Source organism: Pseudoalteromonas luteoviolacea DSM 6061 (genome assembly GCF_001625655.1).
GTDB lineage: Bacteria > Pseudomonadota > Gammaproteobacteria > Enterobacterales > Alteromonadaceae > Pseudoalteromonas > Pseudoalteromonas luteoviolacea.
The window spans coordinates 47,233-68,136 of sequence record NZ_AUYB01000105.1 but is presented as its reverse complement, the minus strand read 5'-3'; the positions used below and the strand labels follow the sequence as shown (position 1 = coordinate 68,136).

Sequence of the window (20,904 nt, the reverse complement as noted above, 5' to 3'; positions counted from 1 at the left end):
TGTTCTGCCAAGTTTATCTACAATTGTCACTTTAGTTGGTGCACCCGCTGCAATTTGCACAACTTGCATAACAGCATCGGCTGGCGCATCGCTGTCAGGTTGTTGAATAGCAGAATAGACTGTTGGCATTCCCTGTGTCTTTTGACTAAATGCCCTTAAATAAGCATCATAACCATAGTCAGTTGTCACAAAGTCATGCTGATTAACCTGCACAGATGCTGACGTCTTCAAACCCGTTTTAGGATCTGTATGGGTACGAGTTATGTGGCCCTTAGTATTCTGAGCTTCAAATACATAGTAACCATTTTCAGCAACTGACGTACCATCTAAGGTATAAGCAATTGTTTCAGAGCGGCTTTGAGTAGCCCACATTGCATCATTGTAGACCTGCGCCGACTTCGTGATTTTAGTTGGCAACCCGTAGCGGTTGTATTCGTAATCAACTTGCTGGCCGACTCCTGAAGACCCTGAGGTGGTGACTGTTTCTGGCTGTCTGGCAGCATTAAAGTGATTAAACTCTGTGGTTACTGTTGTTTGAGTATCTAAAGCACTTTCCGTTCCAGAATACAGCGTATAAGCATTTTGCTCATTTCTAGCTGTGACTTCAAATGTGGTGACCACTTGTTTGGTTAACTTATTAATAAACCAATTGTTTGTGGTGTGCTCGTAGGTGTTGACCGTTTGCGTCTTCACACTGCCAAATTGGTCCGTATGAACATTTTCTGAACTCAATAAGTTGCCATACAGATCAACCACACGGCCCTTTTCTTCTTTCACTGCCAACTGTGCCTTGGTTGCAAGGTCTCGAGTCACTTCAGAACTAGATACTTTGTATATGCTATAAACATTCTCAATATTGTGCGCTAGGTTATCTGCCCAGTTAACTTGAGAGTGACTTATCGCCTCGCTTTCCACTTCACTTAGTGGGCGCCCATCATGTGTATAGTCATCTGCAACAAAAACAGCACGGTTAACCAGCGTCCCCGCATAAGGGAAGTGTTGGTCAAAATCAGTTTGTGTGGTTACCCCTTGCGTGATATCAGCTTCAATAATACTTCTAAAGCCCATAAAACCGCGGCCTTGATTATTATATACCGCACCGCGATAAGCATACCTGCGTTCAAAATCACCACCAATGCCGTTGTCTTGTTTAAACTCATTCACAACGTACATACTGGATGTAAAGTTTTGATAGCCTGTTTTTGTTTCTGCATCAGCCTTATATAAACTGTTTACACCCTTCATACCGGTTGCAACGGATGAAGAAAGTGGCTTGTACCCCCACTCACTTTTAAGACCCAAACCGTTGGTTACAGAGCCCAATATGTCAAGAGGCCTATAGTCACTAGCCGTATGACCAGTGCCTGTACCGTAATTGCGGCTAATATTGACTTTGCCTTCCACATAGCCTGTCGGTGCGTTTTGTGTATAGCGACAATTCGACCCACCAGGCCCGCTTTCACAGCCATAGTTAAAGACAAGGTCAGGTAAGCCATCACCTTGGGCATCAATAATCGCAGACTCATAAATTGTGCCAATGAGGTCTGTGCTACTTTGCACAAACATGCCGTTTGTTAATTCAAGTTTTGCAAACGCATAAATGCTTCTATCGTAGCGCCCATCAATAGATTTAAACCTGCCATCGCCTAAAGGAATGGTTTCACTATAAATATCAGCACCACAAAACTCAGTTTCGGTCTTATCACGATACTTAGTATGATGAACATTTTGGCACCCTTCCACGACTATGGCGCTGGGAACCAATAACTCTTCTTTTCCATCCGCGTCAATGTCCACAATTTTTATTGCATCGCCATACTTTGGAATGTAAGCGCTAATAAACTCCTCTTTTTGCCCCTGGAAGCCGAAACTTTCAAGAAATACAAAATTACGACTTTGTAAAATTTTCCCGGTATTAATTGGAGACGTAAATGAGCCATTACCTTGGCTGTATCTGACAAAAAGTGCGCTGCCATTGACCTTTGGATTAAACCAACCCAACCAGTCTTTTAATCCATCACCATTTAAGTCAGCAAATCGGTAGAATCGGGTCCAAGTAGAGTCTAGACCCTTACGATAATCGCCTTCATCTCCCCAATCAATTACCTTACGCTCTGAGGTCAGCTCTTTTCCGCTAGGCGTCATTAATAAGATTGAATCTAGCCTGCCTTGACCAGTATCATCTAAATCAAGTGCTACTTTATAAAAATCAGGTATACCATTACCGTCAAAATCTCCTCCAAGATAATAAGACTCAGAAGGTGACATCTTTTGGTTGTGTTTTTTTACATTAAATAGCAGCTGTTTATCATGTACCGAGTATGGGTGAGAGAAATTCCCATTATGATAATAGAGGTTAATGTCTTCCACTTCATAATCAGCCGTTTTCTCATACACCACGAGGTCTGGTAGGCTATCTCCATTCATATCACCTAAATGCAAAATAGATGACAAATTAGGGATCTCAATCCCTGTATTGATTTTTGTTGAGCTACCGTCTTTATTATTTTTGTATAACACAAAGCTCTTTAATGCGCCTACAGAGCCAGCTTCAAAATCATAGTCATCAGTCAGGCCATCAAGATCAAAGTCAGCTGTATCAGACGTACAGTTAACTTTTTGTCCACTTGTTCCTACGTACTCACAATCTGTCATTGAGTGGCGGTTTGCTGTGGTTCCACCTTCTGCGTTGATATAAAAACCAGGCCAGTCTCTCGCACCGTCGCCATTTCTGTCCCCGTTAGGTAAGACTGCAGCAATGCTTTTACCGGTATTAATGTCGACATGGGTCCCCCCGACAGCTATGGCCTTGTCTTGCCAATCAAAACGAGTCATCGGCAAACAGTCACTGCCTGTTTCGCCATAGCAAAGCTCTATTGAAGATAAAAGTTCTACTCCAGATGCATTACTTTGAACATAGTTCAAGTTATATATTCGCGTTTGCTCTGCGTAATACTTAGTGACGATGTGCTTTAAGCGCTGAGTATTTTCGAAAGATATGCCTGCGTGATACTTAAGGGTCGGATCAATCGATTGTTCATATTCAAAATGAACGTTGTGAATACCTGTATGTGAACTGCTGTCACCTGTATAGTTAATTGACGCTAATAATTTTTCATTAGCACCATACTCACGATAGCTATAATGAATAAAGTTGTTATTTGTTGCATCACTTGAATAATCAATTAACCAAGCATAGGTGCCTTTGCCCGTTGCAAAAGGATCTCTTACATCTTTGCTAGATGTAGAACTACCATAGTAGGAAGCACGGCCATTCTTATGTTTGACCTCAAAGTAGCTGCTTGACGAGGTTAAATCACCACCATGTTGGTAGACCCTGTCAAAACTGTCGATTTCAGTCGAATAAACAGCGCCGCTTTGACCATATTGACCACTAATTAAGATTAGTTTTTGGCCATTTAAACAAAGTTTGTCATCCGGTTGGTATCTTGCATTTAGGCTTATTCCCTCTTGTGCAAAAGTCGAGGCACAACGCGTAACCGCAGATCCAGCTGACAACGACCAACCCTTACCCGCAATACCACGTCCAGAGCGGGAAGAATAATTCAGTGACACGCTAGGTTGCATACCCGCACGGCCAGGTGTTAATTCAATAGGGATAGAGTATGTGGCTGCACCACCGCTGACACTTGCGGTGCCTTTGATTGTGCCTACACTGTCTACCAAAGGCGCTGTCGCATCAAAAAATTGCGCATCATCTGGCACTAACGACTTAACCTCAACGCCTACCAAATTTGAGTATGGCGTGCAGCTTTCTATTTGCCCCGTGCCGATATCAACTCTTTTACATGCTTGTAATTTGTATGAGTATTGACCAGGTTCACGTGTAAACGATTGCTGCTGGAAGTTAAACTCAAGGGTTTGCTCATGGTTATTTTCGACCGTGCGCTCTACTAGTTGATAACTCAAGCTCGCGTCATATTCTAAAGACTCTAATACAAATGAACCAAACCCGTCATTCTCAGTAACCGATAACTGGGGTGTTTTAATACCATCATCAGGGTTGAGCGGATCGCTACCGATCAACGTTTCAATGTGGTCACTTAGGTTGTCATTGTCACTGTCGACATTTTTGTTTTGGTCACAAGTCGCATCAACAGTACAGTGGCCGTAATAATAGTAAATTGCGCGCTGCGCAAGCTGTGCATGTACCGCATTAGCTTGTGCGGTATTTAACCAAGCCTCTATAAGTGCTGCTCTTTTGCCACCTTCATCCAAAAACGTGATCCACTGCAACTGCGTTTTGCCGGCAATTGGAGCCGGTGCACCCGATGGGAACAAGCGAGTAACCATATCGGCTACAAACTCGGCATTCGTCATACTGCCTGGCAGCGCTTGCTTCATTTCGTCAGAAGTGAGTAAAGCGGTAATAATCTCTGTTGTTGAGACGCCTTGACTGTATGCAAATGCCATAAAGCTCAATTCGTCTTTGCTTGGTAAACGCTTAAATAGTACATAGTACAATCGCGTGAGAGACTGTAATTGAGGATGCTGTGCACCTGGTTGCCAACCCGCATTATCGCCATTTAATAAATCACGCAGTGGATTTGTTGCCGTGCCATTGATATCGTCAAAACGCAGAGCATTGGCATCAATTGCATTTCTGTCCACGATATAAAGTACAGTTTCACCTAAATCACTTGGATCTGACTTATTTGCCTGAACTGTAACGTGAATGTCGTTGCCTATCAGTCTCACCTGCTCTGTTACAGGGTATAGGAATGAGTAACTCCAAAGTACTGAGCCTGTTTCTGGGTCAAACGAATACAAGGCTTTATCATGGGAGCCCACATATAACTCGCCATCATTGCTTACTTGCGCTCTTGCGGTGATGGCTCCACGTGTACTTGCTTGCCATACTCGATGACCTTCATGGTTTAGTTTATAGAAGCTGTGCCCCGTGGTACCAAAATAGACTTCATCTTGCCATTGCTTAGCACCATTGGTTGCTGTAAATGATTTGCTCAGTACCGCTGGCGTTGTAGCTGCACCGTCAGCGTCAAATGACCACGCTTGAATATTCTGTTTGGTTAGAGCTAATACCGAGTTATTTTGCGTTGTGTAAGCTCGTCCAGAAATACTCTCAACAATTGGGTTGTTGATTGGATCTAAATGGCTATTTGGTGCATCTGCATATACATGAAACAGACCTTTTGGCGCGTTTGTAATGCCATTGAGAGCTTGTAACGTTAAACCACCTTCATAAAACCCTTCAACGACGCTATTTTCTGCTTTTACTTCAATCGTGAAAGCATCTATTCGCTTTGCGCTGCTTGTATTTACGCTATACGTTTTTGCATTGAGCTTAACTCGCATATCTATGCGACCATAAGTGTCGTTAATACCTAAACCTTTGATTCTTAAGCAATGGCCCACGCAAGTTGTGCTGGCAGTCACTCTGGGCTTTTGTGCATAAGGATCTGATGTATCGTTTTTCTTTGCCGTTGAAACCACATGTGTTACTGAACTAATAATCGCTCGTATGTGGTTTACAGTTTGATACGCTCCCTCAACACACACATTTTGAGTGTTACAGCTATGAATTTGATAGGTGTAATGGCCTGCTTCTGGCGCAGATGCGAAGTATTCACCGTCTGTACTTGTCGTTGATTTTAATAGTCTTGGGTTTGCAGGTTTGTCTGCAACACTACCTTGCCAACCATACAATTTATACTGGGCTGTGTACTCATTACCATTTAGCTGCCAGTTTACATAATATGGTGCTGAAAATTGGTGTTTGAACCCTGCGCTAAATAATGTTTTGTTAGGCAGCGGCTGTGTATTGCTAATAGTAAACTCACTACAGGTAGGCGCGGACTCTTGCCTTTTGTCTTGATACACACTAACAGCGCTTACACAAACCTTAGCTAGACGAGCATCGTCTTCATATTGTGTTTGAAAACTCTGAACAGCATTAACAGCTGGTTGTTCGTAGTTTGCTTTTTCAACCAAGTTATTTTCAATATTGGCAATGAATAACTGCCATTTATACTGAGTTGTATTAGCAGTTGCTGCTACGGCGGCAGAATATTTACCGTTGCCCAAAGGGGTTATTGTCACAGCAGATGGCGGACTCAGCGTAGGATACGCTACAGAAGTTTCAAATGAGCCTGATGTTGATACTTTACCTGTATTCGTTGTGCCTGTTACTCGCAACGTGACGTCACCAGATATACTTGCAGGCCATCTGGCATTTAATGTGACGACACCATTAAATTCTGTTGGTAGTGTAATTTCACTCACATTACCCGCTGCGTTTCTTATTTTGCCATCACTGTTTACGGTGTAAGCGGTACCTCCATGGGTGAACGAGTATGCTTGAACTATCGAATCATTTGCGTATAACTGTAAATCAGTTAACGCATGGGTTTGAGAACTAAATCCACCAATTTTAATATCAAAGTTTACATCTGCATTTGGCTCAACGCCTGAGCTGATATTATCAAGTCTAATACCGTATAGCGGCCTAATATAAACTTCTCTTGAAGCGACCGACTTACCGCCATCTTTGTCTGATACATATGCATAATATGTGAATTGCCCATCGCGTGTTGGTGCGGGTATTTGCGAGGTGCAGTTAATGGATGTACCCGCTGTACTACATACCGTGTGTGACACACTTGACGTTGCACAATTTTTTTTCTCGCTGCCTAGATTTGCACTTGGTCCAGAAAATAAGCAGATCACTGCGGTATCAAAGCCGCTGTTATCCGGATCTGTACCTGTTAAGGTTATATTGTATGGTTCATCAATAAACGCATAGGTTTTATTATTAGAAATATTTAGTGCAATATTGGGTGCAGTATTTAACTTTACGTTCGCAGTAGCAAGTGAAGAGAGTAATCCTCTTTTATCTTTAGCTTGCGCGGTAAACTCAACACTTTTTGAGACTATTTTTGTGGTGGAGCATGTGAAACGATTTTTACCAGAGGCTTTTGTGCACTGAGCAAGATTAAATGTTTGACAAAAGTTAGGGTTCTCCACTTCGCATAAATAGCCCTCATGTAACTGGCTACTGGGATCATCATTCAAGTCTTCAAATATGGCAGTAAGTGTCACTTGCCCGTTTTCATTGATTATGACATTTGTGCCAGTATCATTTGCCGTGGTTACCGTAAGTTGTGCCGTCGGTTTAATGTTAGCCGCAATAATGTTAAATTTGACCGATGCTTGCCCAGACACGTTGTGTGCGTCAACAGCTTTGGCTGTATAGGTAACTTCACCCATTTCGCTAGCTGTGGGAGTAAACGTAAGTGAGCAGTTTCCGCTGCTTGAGCACGTTTTGACTAATATGTTATTGCGTTTGATCTCAAATAACCTGACATCGCCCGCTTCGTCACTTACCGAGAAGGTAACGGTTTGCGGCTGGCCTACAGGAATTGTTTTTGAAGAAGACGAGGGCAAAACCAAACGCACTTGCGGCGGCGTTTTTTTAACGACATTAATCTCTCGAAAACAAGAGTTTGTTGTATAAGGGTAAGCTGGTTGACCATTTTTTCGAACGTATATTTTGTGAAACAAATATAACGTTCTCTTCCCCTCTGAGGTGAATTTTACCTCTACCCCTTTGGTGTTAGAGAAGCGACTATTACTAGCAATGGTCTCACCATTTAATCGGTAATATTGACCGTTGTATATATAGGCTCCTGTGTTATCTAGCACACTCGCTTGAGTTGCAACATCAGATACAGAGTTATGAAAATTAACGGTTGTTGTTTCATTCAAAAAAACCGATTGTGGACCTTTAAGTGCACACGAGAAAACTTGTAATTCACTAGGGTCTCTATCAATCGGCTTGTCATCACATGCGCTTGATACTTGAGTAGACTGTACGACAGGCTCGCCAACACCATGCACATCACATTCGAACCCTTCAGCTATGACAGCCGTATTTTTGCTTTCGGCAGTGTCTGACTGTGTTTGCGCAGCTAATTGAAAACAAGAGAGTAAACCAGCAAAGCCTAATAAAATTGACTTTTTCATTATTCCTTATGCTCCTTTACCCAGTTTAGTTTCACTTCTAGTTTTGGCGGTGCTTGCTCATCGGTCGCACTATCATTTGAAAACAACGAGAACATGCTTTGCGCGCAGCTCGATAAACTGTGGCATCCACCCACAGGGACTTCTGCGATTGAAATTGACGCATATTCACGTTCTGAAACACGCATAATCAAATCACTAGAATTAGGCACAGCGGCGATGTTTGCTGTCACACCATACTTAGCCACTTGTGTAGGTAATGTTGTTACTTCATGCGTAAGGTTAAGTGTTTGCTTGTCCATAACATAAAGGTTGCCCTTCATATCAATAGATGCCACGAGTTTCATTGGTGCTTCTGTCTCGCTATTTGCGCTTGAGGCTAGTTCAATCACAACAGGTCGAGAAATCGCTGATGATGAAGTCGTCACACAGTTGTAATTATCGATATTATTGATATCTATTGAACATGTTTGTCCGGTGCCATCCATTTTACTCACACTGACAAAAACTCTATTTGAATCGGCATCATAGTTACCCATATTGGCCACAACACCATCGAGCTGTTTTTCCCAAAGCACTACGCCAGACTTATTAACTAACGCTATTTTTTCATCATGCGTACTGAACATTACACCTTGAGGAAGTGCAACAAGAGACCTTGCGATTACGTCATAACCCATATTTCTAAGTGGCTCGATGTAATTTGTGAAAGGAGTTTGTATAACGTCTCTGTGTTCATTTACAACAATGCCTTGTGACGCATGTAATGCCTGACCAAAGCCGTTGGCTAGCAATGTATAGTTTGTAAAGGCCCAAGGATAAATACTTAAAGAGCCAGATGTAGGCAGGTTTTTGTATATCGAGCCATCGGATCCAACTATCTTTACACTACTGGCATTGTGTACTTCCCAACTTAGTGCACTCTTTTGACCTCGAGTTATTTCTGGTTTGGAAATTGTAAATTGCGAAAGTTGTAAATCGCCATTGGCTATTACGTTTTGATTAACCGCCTGTTTGCTACAGCCATATTGACCACATGCGACCACTCTAAATTGGCTACTACTTTTACCAGATATCGTCATGCTTAGATTGTTGGCATTGCTACCTGCTTGATGCCATACATCACTACCAACTTGTTGCCACACTCCATTCACTAATTGCTCCACATAGTAAAATGAAGCACCATCAGCCTCATCCCATTCAATCAGATAGCCACTATCAGTTTCTTTTAAAGCGACCAGCTTTGAATCGGATGGCAAAAGCTCAACGGGAACAAATAGGGCTATATCCCCCACAAATATGGGCTCTTGGGCTTGCTCGAAGGTTCTCTGGTTTGCTACTGACTCACACGTTAGAGTTAAAAGCAAAATTAAAGTGAATAAATATCGCATTTTTGATTTCTATGAACACAAACTGTCCTTATTGTCTCAAAAATATAAAGAACATAAAACACCCAGCTTCATGTTTTATTAACACCAAAACATGAAAAAACACAACAAAAACTCCTATACCATTGTATTTTAAATTTTTATTATCAATTAATGAAAATTTTAATAGTCTATAAATGACTAAAATTAAGGCAGTTTAATTATATAAATAATGATTAAACAATGTACAGAAATGTAATAGGCAATAATTTATCCATAAAGCTTTATCCTTCTACCGGCTGCATTATTTCAAATGGTAAATTTGTAAAACAAGAAGATACGTTAAAGAGCACGCGTTACTAAGCAGTTATTTGCCCTTTTCTAACAATAATTAGGGTGCTTTTTATCACATCATACAATTCCCCGTTTTTTTCCATAGATCCACCAATTCTCATCACCGTACGGCTTTTATCATGGCCAATTAAACAAGCGAGTCAGGTACTACCCATTCTCGTTGTTTTGGAAGAGGTTACTTGACTAGCACGGTTTTTAAATCTCGAAAATGAGGAGAAACACAATGGCAGGACTCGTATCAATGGCCCAGCAATTTAGTGGCTTACCTATGAAATCCCTTATAGGTGGACCACTAAAAGCTGCAACAGATGCAAATGGCATGATGGCACGTACCCAAACGCAATTTATGCTAAGTACATGCTTCGAAAATGGCGGCGGAGGTGGTGGCGGGGGCGGAGGTAACAACCCACCTCAGTCAAGTAACAGTAAGCTCACCCCGATTATGGTTGAGTTTGAACTTAGCCGCCCAGTTATCACAGCTGAAGGCAAACCAGGAACTGATGCCAAAATCACTTTGAAGCTGCCTTTACTCACGCTTATCCCACTAAATTCGTTGGCTGTAGATGATGTGAAAATTCACTTTGAAATGGAAGTGTCTAGCTCAATGTCGACCGATAATGAAAAAAGTAGTGAGCAAGAAACAGCAGCAAAAGCCGACATTACAGCAAAATATAATGCTGGATTATTCTCCGTTGAAGTACACGGTTCGGTATCTCATAGCAGTAAGTCGACTTCAAAACAAAAAGAGCATTACGAAGCATCAAATAAAGCAAAGTATGAGGTAGATGTTCATGCAGGCCAATTACCTCTGCCTACTGGCGTCACCACGATTATTAACGCCTTCACTAAGAACATAGACCCGATTATTGAGAAAGCATCCTAGAGTCTGGGTTCACAACTAAACTGAGGAAGCTCACTGCTTCCTCATACAAACAACGATAATAAGAGAAACACCATGATCGAATTTCAATCACTCATGAAAGCCATACACAAAGGTGTAAAAGACGCCGCTAAGTCTGTTGAAGGCGAAACGATAGATTTCGTAAAACGGTTTTTTGATGAACACGAAAATGAAGCAGGGTTGCCTCCAAGTTACTCTCCCAAAACATGCACGATGCAATTTCCTAGTCGCTCGGAAGATGGGATCGATACGATTGAAGCACAGGTTCCCCTGCTTGCACTTGTGCCTATATCTTCACCACGCATTACCGAAGTTAAGTTTAAAACCGACCTAGAGATCAGCACTAACGAACACCACAAACTGATGGTTACATTTGCTAAAAACACCCAAAAAACAGGCCTGAGAGACAAAATTATGGGTCCTCATAGCGGCGAAAACACGGCAAATGCGCATTTAGAGATTGTTATGACAGGGCACGAGCCACCAGAGGGTCTAAAAAAACTAATCGAGGGTTATGAACGCGCACTTAGAGCTCAGATCCCTGGGTAACCAAATATCAATAAGGACTCAGTATGAACACTAATATTGCCTCGCAGTTTTCTGGATTACCGATGAAAGCCCTCATTGGTGCACCACTCAAAGCAGCAACGGATGCCAATGCAATGATTGCAAATGCCCAAACTCAGTTTCTGCTCACAACTTGCTTCGAGAAAAGCACAGATGACAATAATCAGCTAGTTCCTACTATGGTTAACTTTACATTGTCACGATCGGTTATTGATAAAAACGGCTCAGTGAGTAGCTCACCAGTGAAAATGGATATTTCAATTCCTTTAATGACATTAATACCGATAAATTCGCTCGCCATAGAGAGACTAAAAGTGTCATTTAACATGGAAGTAAAGAGTTCACGTGAGATTAACAAAGTAGACTCTTTTGATCAACAAGGAAGTAATGTAAGCAAAGTTCGTAAAGCCCCTGAACGTGCTCGTGGGCGTTCGCAGGGCAGACTGCATGGCCGCAAGCAACGCACAGCACAAAACGCCAATGAACAACTTACTAAGCCCAGCCAAGCACATGAATTTGAAACCGAATTACACGGCTCGCTGGCAAAATCCAGTCAAGGCGAGCTACAACAGTCAAGCGCAGCACATGCAAGTTACGAGGTGACCCTAGAAGCAGGTCAACTACCACTTCCCAATGGGATCACCACCATTTTAGATATTTTCTCTAAAAACATGATGCCACTACCAAGTAAAAACTAAGGAATAAAACATGAGTATTAAATCAAAACTTGATTGCCCCGAGTGCAATATGCCTATTTACTTTGAGTCGAATTTACTTTTGTCTGGGCAGTCATTTTCTTGCTCAAATCCAAATTGCGATGTCTCTATCGCACTCACAGCAACCGACAAAGACGTTGTCTCAAATGCATTCAATAAATTTGAACAGATCCGTAACAACGCCACTTCACAAGCTGGCCATCATGAAACATAAACAGCGGTCATAGCTTGCAATAAAAGACCATTGAGTTTAATTGGGGCATCTCTACATCAATTGTTTATTAAAAAATACTAACATGGCTTCAAGCGTCGTTATTCGATGGGGTTGATAACTCAAATGGTGATCACCCTCATCTAATTCAATGTACTTAAAGTCTTTTCCTGCAAGTTTGAGTGCCTTAGCCATATTGCGACTATGCCTAACTGGTACCACCGAGTCCTCACTACCATGAATCAATAACACTGGGTTCTTTATAACTTTAGCGAAATTGACTGGAGAAACATCATCTAGCTTTGCTCTGTCGCCTCCAAGTTGTTTACGCACAATATCTTTGTTAGTAAAACGCTCAGCTTCCCAGTAAATTAACCCCAAATCGCTTACGCCCGCGAAGCTTGCTGCACATCTAAATGTATCGGGGTGCTTAACTAAAGCCATCAGTGCTGCATAGCCACCATAGCTACCTCCAGCAATACACATCTTGTCTTGTTGACTGTATTTATTAGTAACAAGCCAATTTGCTGCATCTTCTAAATCATCTTGCATCGCTTTCCCCCATCCTCCGATCGCCGCTTTGGCAAACTCAAATCCATAACCAAATGACCCTCTAAAGTTTGGCTGAAAGACGATGTAGCCATTGTGCGCAAAAAACTCAGACCAATAGTCAAAGGTTTCATAGTCTCGGGTATACGGTCCTCCATGAGGCAATATGATTGCAGGATATTGTAAGTTTGCTTGGTATGCTCTTGGCAGTGTTATATAGGCTTCGATTTCAATATTATCTCTCGTTTTGTAAACAACCAATTTTTTACCTATGTATGTTTCACCGTAAATATGAGGATATTCTTGGTCTAGATATTGAATTGTATTTTTTCTCGATTTCCTAATAAATAACTGCCAGAGTCAGTTTTAGACTCGCTATAAACAATATAACTATTCCCTCTGTTATCAATGTCCTGAATGGAGTTTTGTGCATCAGGCAATGCTTGGTCTACTGAAGCTTGAAGTGCTTTTAAGTCTTCGTCCCAATATTCTGAGCCAGAAACCTTGGCGACAGCGCCAGATACAGGAGAATAAAATAAGTAACTACCAACATCATAATCAGGGTCATGAGATACCAGCGTTCGTGGCAACATAGGATCTGAAGAATCTACTTTAAATATAGATGACTTATCATTGTGAATTGCTTTGATATAAAAAATATGAGGGTCAATATCAAACCCCAACACCGTAATTTGGTCTTTAGAAAAAGCCTCGTGCTCAAAAACAGTGCGCCACTTTTCAGTTTTAAGGTCGAATAACCGATAATAAATATGCGTATCGTCTACGTGATAGGACATTCTTACATTCCCTTGCCTATCAGCAATCCAACTTTTCACATGAGACTTGTAGCCCTTGACGCGTTTTAATTTTGCTTTTTTTACATTGAGTTTATATACATCAGGCAAGTTTGGCTTTCTGAGATCAATAGATAGAAGCACGTGTTCAGGGTCATTCGAAAGCATGCTTATCACGTTGTCTTTGAATTGTGCATCATGCTGATTTCTACCCGGACGAATAACAATTTTCGTTTTTTTATTCTTACTATTTAAGTCATAACTGAGCAACTCAGTGCGAGTGTATCGAATATGTTGCTCTTTTTCAGTATATGAAACACCCAGTAATAATAAACTATCATCTACCCAGTCAAACCAATTGAGCTTGATATTTAGATTATCAGTTTTTGTCACAGGATATAATTTTCCTGTATTCAGGTCTTTGATTACTAAATACAGTTCGCCTTTACTATTGGCAACATACGCATACTTAGAACCCTGAGGGGAAAGTTTATATTGGCTAACCTTAGGTAAACTCGCAAAAGCTTCTATCGGTAATGCAGATGTGTCTTTAGCCGACGAATCAAAATGTACAATTGCGGCCCCTATTCCCAAAACAAACCATAATAAGCGCATCATAGCGACTCTTTCACTTTTTATAATAATTTTGCCTAAATTACGCTAAACAGCTTTTCGGTTCAATATTGATTGATTCGACTAGCTTACCAGCACAACATTATAAAAGGTTTTAGACCAATCAATTTGAAATTTGATAATAGGAAGAAAAGGAGATTCACACACATGTGAATCTCCTTTTTCTTGTTCAATAGAGGCTATTGCGAAACTGCTACTGTATTATTTGGATGTAATACAGGGCAGTCCCATAGGTGTGTTCTTGTCCCATTGTGAGCAGAAGGTGCATCAACACAACGAGAGGGCTCTAGGACTGTTTTAAGCTGGCTATTAACATATTTAAATGATTGTGTTGGGCTGGTATTACAATCCCAAATCATCAACGTTTCACCATTGCTTGTTGCAAAGTTTCTGTAGTCTAAACATTTGTTATAGTTCATTTTACTTCTAACTTTGCCATCATTGGTGAACAACCATTTCTGATTAGCGCCACCATGACAATCATGTACTACAATATCCTGACCATTGGCTGGATGTGCAAACCAAATATCCAAACACTTACCATGAATTTTTAGCTCTACGTGCTTTTCAATACCTAGAAAGTTGTCATGCCAAGTATGAGGATCAGCAGATTCAAGCCATCTTACCGTCTTTTTCATATCAGCTTTACCGGCACTACTCCATGAGAATAAAAAGTCTGAGCTATCAGGTAAGCACAAGTAATTATCTTCCCATGTATGAGGATCAGCTGACTCTTTAATTTGAGTACAACGCATACCGTCAATGGGGCCTGCGTATGACCACTTCATACCGATATCTTGAGAAGCACAGAAATAGTTGTCATTCCACGTATGTGGATCTGCAGGCTCTACCGTCTGTACACAATACATTCCAGGTACAGTTCCAAATGACTTAAATACAAATGAAACACCACCCACTGACGTATGCTGATCGGTTTGGCTTACCCCCGAGATTGCACTTAATGACAAGTCTTCATGCGCATTGTGACAATTTCCATCAGCCACTAGCAAGCGACCGTTTTGACACTGTTTAAAAACCACTTGTCTAGAAGTACCACCAACTTGCATGTTTACAGATTTACTACTGACCCCTACTGCCGTCATTTTGTGTTGATTTCTCAATGCCGTAATATCAAAAAAGCTCAGCAAACTATTTGTACCTAATGGCGCGAAAGCCAAAGTGACTTTGATATTCTTAGCTGTGTTGGCAATACTAAAGCTGTTGCCAGAGACATCTTTAGGTAAGTTTTTATGATAACCGACAGCGAATTTAACCGCATTGTCGGGCGTGCCTGGATTAACAGCTTGAACAAAAAAGCTCATAATCGGCTGGTCGCGATGCGTATGATGACCATGCTTTATTCTGTCGAGCTCATTGATATCAACTGCAACACCCACCCCGATATTACCTTTATTAACCATGAACATGAGCGACTGAGCACTGTCACGGTTTTTAACTTCATCGGCAACTCGTTTAAGGCTGTTATAGTCGATATCTCGGATCAGGGCATAGACAATTTCTTTTGCCAATTCCACATTATTTGAATTTACACCATCAACTAATGACTCCAGCTGAGAAAGGTGATGCACATTATTAACAGCTGTACCAGCAAAACTTTCTAACTGTGCTAATTTTTGCTGCTCTGATGTAAAGTAAGTGCCCAATTGGTTGATTGACGTAAGGCTTTGTGCAACTGCAATTGCTTGATTTGTAATTGCTCTAGAGTCAACTCCTACTATATCTGTTGCCTGATTAACAACATTTGCGCCCTCTTTTAGAACCGTAATAGCCACGTTCGTGACAGGGCTAGTTACATGATGTACCACATTGGCCACTTGGCTTACAGCGCTTCCCACTGAACCGACTGGGTCTTTGAAAAAGTCACCGATGCTTCCCCAACCAAATGCATTCGCTTGATTAGCAAATACGACCGAACCTGTGACCAAAGAAGCCACCACTGCCGTGCCAACTACCCCTTTTCGTGAACCCATTTTTATACTCCAAAGTTAATGTAATTAGTGACTTCAGGCCGTCCCATTTGCTACTCGCCCGAGTCGTTTAATAAACTACATTAATGAGTTACCCAAAACCATTACAAGGGATTACAGTTGTAAACATAACGATAATAAACAAACCAAAACCCCATACCAATTACCGGTATTTTTATTCTTGCTAAAGTAAATTTAGAATGATGGCGCTATGTCCGATGTTCGTTTCCGCAGTGGATTGTAAATAATTTGCAAATAGCTAAGAGAGTTCAAATTGAATCGATATAGTTGAAGGCATGTCGCTTCCTATTGTAATGCGCTTTTGGCGGTTAATTTAGATAAAACGTTGCCACGTATTTGGGCCTCAGCTAAAACAACACACTTGGATTGCTTATGGGCTTTTCAAAATGAGATCTAAAGGGGGTCACGCGAAATAGACGAAGATACTCACAATCACAAACATTAATGGTTTTGGTATAAATGAGTAAGTAAGACTGGAACGAATCTCTTAAAATGCCAGCGCCTCACTAGGGTTTTTATACACCAAGTAGAACATTAAACATTTAAAACAACAATATTTTAAAAGACCAAGAAAAAATATCGATTAAAAAATACGACCATATAAACACCATTTATAAAGCGCTTAAATTAAAAGCGCTTTATCAAAAATAATTAGTTAGCCTTTTTAACTTCTGAAATCAAGTTATTTTTATGGTAACTAAAGTTTGTGTGGCTAAGGTTACTACCATATACAGCATAAACTTTATCAAATGGAGTTGATATAGAGTTTAAGTTAAATGATGATGTAAAGTCGTTCGTATTTAAATCTAAAGCACTTGCTGTAGTAATAAATGTAGGCTTTTTATTATTGGATAACAAATTATTAGTGACACGACGAATATTTCCATTGTTATCAAAGAACGTTTGCAACATCTGTCCAGTCACAGCATACGATCCTGGCGCGTTGTCAAAGTTATGACTTCTATAGTAGTGTCCCATTTTATACTGGCTACTAATGTTCAGTGATTTTAATGTATAATAAGTATCTCCATAGACTTGATAGTCAGCCTCAAACCGTGCCATTTGGGTATTGGTAGGTAAACCAGCAGAAGTACCTGTGTAGCTCCCATTAGAGAATGCCACATTGTAAGTTGATGGGTACCCTTCATTGGCTAACTTTCTAAAATATTGAAAGCTATCTTTCCCTGTAACCAACAACTTAGCTGCCAACCCTTCAGTCAAACTAGAGTACATTCGACGTGCATTTTTGCGAGCTTTATCACATGAGCTGATCCAAGAACATCCTCTTGCATCCTCAAGACGCCCTTTAATTCTGCCTATCGTATCAGTGATGGTATATGGAATATTGGCGCCTTTGTGGGGGGCATCAATTGAGATATAGTTAAAAAACTCGTGATTATAACGGCTTGACTCCATTAAATTCAGGGCTTGTTTTGCTATCAAACCACCGTAGCTGTAGCCCATCATTGTACTTTGATGGTTACCAGCCTTCATTTGAGTTTCCACAAAATGAACTAACTGCGCTGACTGCGGAATCAAGCTTTCGTCAGTACCCGTGTAGTCAATAAAGACAATGTCTCGTCCAGTTTCAAGTAACGGCTTGAAGACATCTCTAAGGCGATGGTCATACCAATATTTATTGAACTCACCTCCGCTCGCGCTGATACCATCAGCGGTGACATTTAAACCCTTTATAAAATATACTGGCTTATCAAAAACGCCATCTCTAGATTTTACGACGTGAGCTGTAACCGTAGGTAATGGCATACACATGTATTGCATTGTGTCTCTACACTGAGGATATGACGAATACGATAGATCAAGCTGTTGGTCATTTTGTACTCTGTATTGTTGACCGCTTTCAGACTCGATGTATTGCCCATCACTGATAGGATGAGACATGTTGTCATACCATACAAAACTTGTTGTGTAAGTTACTTTACTGGAAGGGTAACCCTCTACAGTACTAGCCAAATTGAATTGAGAGTACAATGCGAGCGCCACAATTGATATTTTTTTAAAACTAATCATTTTTGTTCCTTGCGAATGAACCGCTATAAAATACATGTAAAAAGCTGGTTTTTATTTAACCACCCAAACTGGGACGCATCTGTCGCAATTAAATTTAAAAAGAAAAAAGCAGTAATCAAGCCTAGAAAAATCAAGCTACACTTTATATTCTCCTCAGTAAAATTGAGTTGCCCCGCACTTATAAATAAAAAAGGAGCTTTATATAAGCTCCTTTTTTAACTGGTTTTACTTCCCAACTTTAATGAAAAAATACTGGTAAACTCTATAAGATAGTAGCTGGAGTATAACTTGGAGGTCTATTTTCAATAGCTTTACCGAATGCTTTATTTGGCTCAGTACTTAAAGTAAAGTCTAAAGTTACAGGCTGATTAATATATGTTTCATCAATCCAGCTATTGAGCGTTGTTTTACCATTTACCTTAAGCTCGTCGATGAAAATGTGCTGCTTTGAAGCATCTGGTGCAGTAATAGTTAGATTACCAATTTGTGCATTGGAAAACTGCGGGCTGGACAGCACTAAATCGGCTCTGCCCGGGTATTTAGGATATAGCCCAAGACTGCTGAACACATACCATGACGACATTTGGCCTAAGTCATCTTGACCCGGTATACCATCAGGTGCATCTAGCCAAAGTTGTTCCATGGTTTCACGCACCGTTTGCTGTGTTTTATAAGCGTCTCCAGTATGCAAATACATCCACGGAGACAAAATAGACGGTTGGTTCGATACATCAGAAAATTCAGCTGAGTCACGGTAAAGCACCCAAGTACCATCTGGTTTTCTAAAGTGGCTATCTAGCCTTTGACTCATTTTTTGCTCTCCGCCCAGCACTTTTGCAAGGCCGGCACCATCATGAGGGATCATCCATAAATACTGAGCAGGGCTACCTTCAACAAACAAGTGTCCAGAAAATGGGTCAAATTCACCTTTCCAGCTTGTATCTTTATTTCGTCCTTGGATATACCCCAATGACTCTGTTGCAAAAGGATTATAAATATTACGCCAATATCCCGCTTCATCTACAAATCGGGAAGCGTCTTCACTTTGACCAAGGCGCTGAGCCAATTGCCCCAAAGAGAAGTAGCTGGAAGCTTGTTCAAGGGTTTCAGAGGCACCTTCCCAACTATTAGACTGTTCTGAAATGTAACCCAAGCTTTGCCATTCATCTAAAGATGGCTTTTGTCCGCGGCAAAAAACTGGGCAACCAACATTTGATAAATCAAATTCTGTCGGTTGAGTCGCGGCCTTGCGTAGCGACTTATATGAACCCGACACGTCAAAGTCATTTGCGCCAAAAGCGACAAAGTTAGCGATTGCGATAGTGGATGGATCTCCGCTCATAACACCTGTCGGGCCCGCATTGTGAGTCCACCGGTCCCAGATACCATTAAACTGATTGGCTTGGTTGAATAATGATTGTGCAATATCACTTCCACGTTTCTTATCCAAAAGTGTCACTAATTGCAACTGCGAGCGGTATACATCCCAGCCAGAAAAGTTAGCATATTGCACTGCCTGAGTACCTTTCACAGTGTGTACCTTTTGGTCAAAACCAGTGTACTCACCATTTACGTCAGAAAAGACATTCGGATGAAATAGACTATGATAAAGGGCAGTATAAAATACCCGTAACTTGCTGGTATCGTCTGAAGCAACTTTCACCTTAGACAATTCTGTCTCCCACGCTTTTTGAGATTTTTGACGTACCTCAGCAAAACTCTGTTCAGCCTGTTCCTTCGCTAAATTCTCCCTCGCATTTTCCAAGCTCACGTATGAAATACCCACACGCATTTGTGCTGTCTCACCGTCTTTTAGATCAAGGTTGATCCATAGACCTGAACCTTTACCAATATCGGGCCAACCATTATCTCCATAGCCCATCCCGCCTTTTGACGACTGAGCGTTTTTATCTACAACATCATCTTTCCAGGCACCAGACCCTGAGATGGTCTTGTTGATTTTCGCGACAAAATGGAGGGTGTAATAGTCTCGCTGATTGTACTCGCCTAAGTAACCGCAAAAGTTACCTGAAGTAACATACCCCGTGACTTCTCCTTTTTCAGCATCCACTTTTGCGAACGCATCACCGCTACCTAATTGTGAATAGGCTGTTCTAAATAGCAGTTTAGCGTTGTTGGCGTTTGCAAAAGTAAAGTTTGCAATGCCCGTACGCGTTGTTGCTGCTAGCTCAACATTAACGCCATTATCTAGTCCAACTTGATAAAAACCAGGAATTGCCGTTTCGTCTTCGTGACTAAATCCTGCACTGTAGTATGCATTGATTGGGTCGGTAGCAGGAGAAAACGTAATATCTTTAGTAAATGGCATAACTGGAATATCACCTGACGCCCCCAAACAACCAGTGCCCGACAAGCGAGTAAAAGAGAACCCTTTTACCCGACTAGCTTGATAATTGTAGCCGCCTGGTGAAACAGGTACACGTTTTTTTTCTTCTAATATTTTTTTTGAGATACCCTCTGATTCAGCCAGTAAATCTTCGGTGTAAGCATGTTCAGGTCCAAAGTTGAACATCCCAAACGGAACAACCCCACCAGGCGTCACGTTCCCAGCTTGCCGATGATTGAAGGGACCTTTAGTGCCAATGAGAGGATCAACATACGACACAACATCTGTCACATAGTTTGGTGTATTAGTACTTTGTACTTCAGCAACTTGACTTGGTTCATTTGGGGCTTTTTCGCACGCGCTCAACATCGCGCATGACAGTGACAAAACGGCCAAATGTTTCACTCTTTTGTTATGAATCATT

Annotated in this window: 11 protein-coding genes; 4 read left to right on the top strand and 7 right to left on the bottom strand. The window is 41.2% G+C overall.

What is annotated here, in order from left to right; translation table 11 throughout:
• Together N475_RS14400 and N475_RS14395 are read right to left on the bottom strand one after the other, a co-directional pair.
• A partial coding sequence (locus N475_RS14400; RefSeq protein WP_155732581.1) for a SpvB/TcaC N-terminal domain-containing protein occupies positions 1 to 8,004 on the bottom strand: 8,004 nt, incomplete at its 3' end.
• Complete coding sequence (locus N475_RS14395; protein ID WP_063358772.1) at positions 8,004 to 9,392, bottom strand: hypothetical protein; 1,389 nt, start codon at positions 9,390 to 9,392, stop codon at positions 8,004 to 8,006. The genes N475_RS14400 and N475_RS14395, both read right to left, overlap by 1 nt.
• 553 nt (positions 9,393 to 9,945) lie before the next feature.
• On the opposite strand from N475_RS14395, the gene N475_RS14390 reads away from it, so the two are divergent.
• The 4 genes from N475_RS14390 to N475_RS14375 all read left to right on the top strand — a co-directional run bounded on the left by N475_RS14390 (position 9,946) and on the right by N475_RS14375 (position 12,120).
• Positions 9,946 to 10,605 (top strand): DUF2589 domain-containing protein, encoded by a 660-nt coding sequence (locus tag N475_RS14390; RefSeq protein WP_063365472.1) that lies wholly within the window; start codon positions 9,946 to 9,948, stop codon positions 10,603 to 10,605.
• Positions 10,606 to 10,677: 72 nt separating this feature from the next.
• Positions 10,678 to 11,172 carry a DUF2589 domain-containing protein gene (locus N475_RS14385; RefSeq protein ID WP_063365471.1) on the top strand — a complete coding sequence of 165 codons (495 nt, stop codon included), beginning with the start codon at positions 10,678 to 10,680 and terminating at the stop codon, positions 11,170 to 11,172.
• Between the two features lie 23 nt (positions 11,173 to 11,195).
• The gene (locus tag N475_RS14380) at positions 11,196 to 11,888 is read left to right on the top strand and encodes a DUF2589 domain-containing protein (RefSeq protein WP_063365470.1); all 693 of its coding nucleotides are present in this window, start codon (positions 11,196 to 11,198) and stop codon (positions 11,886 to 11,888) included.
• A gap of 10 nt (positions 11,889 to 11,898) precedes the next feature.
• Entirely contained in the window at positions 11,899 to 12,120 is a 222-nt protein-coding gene (locus N475_RS14375; RefSeq protein WP_063365469.1) for a hypothetical protein, read from the top strand.
• Positions 12,121 to 12,171: 51 nt separating this feature from the next.
• Here the strand turns inward: N475_RS14375 and N475_RS25200 are convergent, their stop codons facing one another.
• From N475_RS25200 to N475_RS14355, 5 genes are all read right to left on the bottom strand, one after another.
• Positions 12,172 to 12,927, bottom strand: a complete 756-nt coding sequence (locus N475_RS25200) for an alpha/beta hydrolase family protein (RefSeq protein ID WP_162269601.1) — start codon at positions 12,925 to 12,927, stop codon at positions 12,172 to 12,174.
• A gap of 47 nt (positions 12,928 to 12,974) precedes the next feature.
• The gene (locus N475_RS25195) at positions 12,975 to 14,078 is read right to left on the bottom strand and encodes a hypothetical protein (RefSeq protein ID WP_081232437.1); all 1,104 of its coding nucleotides are present in this window, start codon (positions 14,076 to 14,078) and stop codon (positions 12,975 to 12,977) included.
• A 194-nt stretch (positions 14,079 to 14,272) separates the two neighbouring features.
• Positions 14,273 to 16,084 (bottom strand): RICIN domain-containing protein, encoded by a 1,812-nt coding sequence (locus N475_RS14365; protein ID WP_063365468.1) that lies wholly within the window; start codon positions 16,082 to 16,084, stop codon positions 14,273 to 14,275.
• Positions 16,085 to 16,753: 669 nt separating this feature from the next.
• Positions 16,754 to 18,133 (bottom strand): lipase family protein, encoded by a 1,380-nt coding sequence (locus tag N475_RS14360; RefSeq protein ID WP_063358867.1) that lies wholly within the window; start codon positions 18,131 to 18,133, stop codon positions 16,754 to 16,756.
• 262 nt (positions 18,134 to 18,395) lie between these two features.
• Entirely contained in the window at positions 18,396 to 20,903 is a 2,508-nt protein-coding gene (locus N475_RS14355) for a GH92 family glycosyl hydrolase (protein ID WP_063365467.1), read from the bottom strand.
• Position 20,904 lies beyond the last annotated feature (1 nt).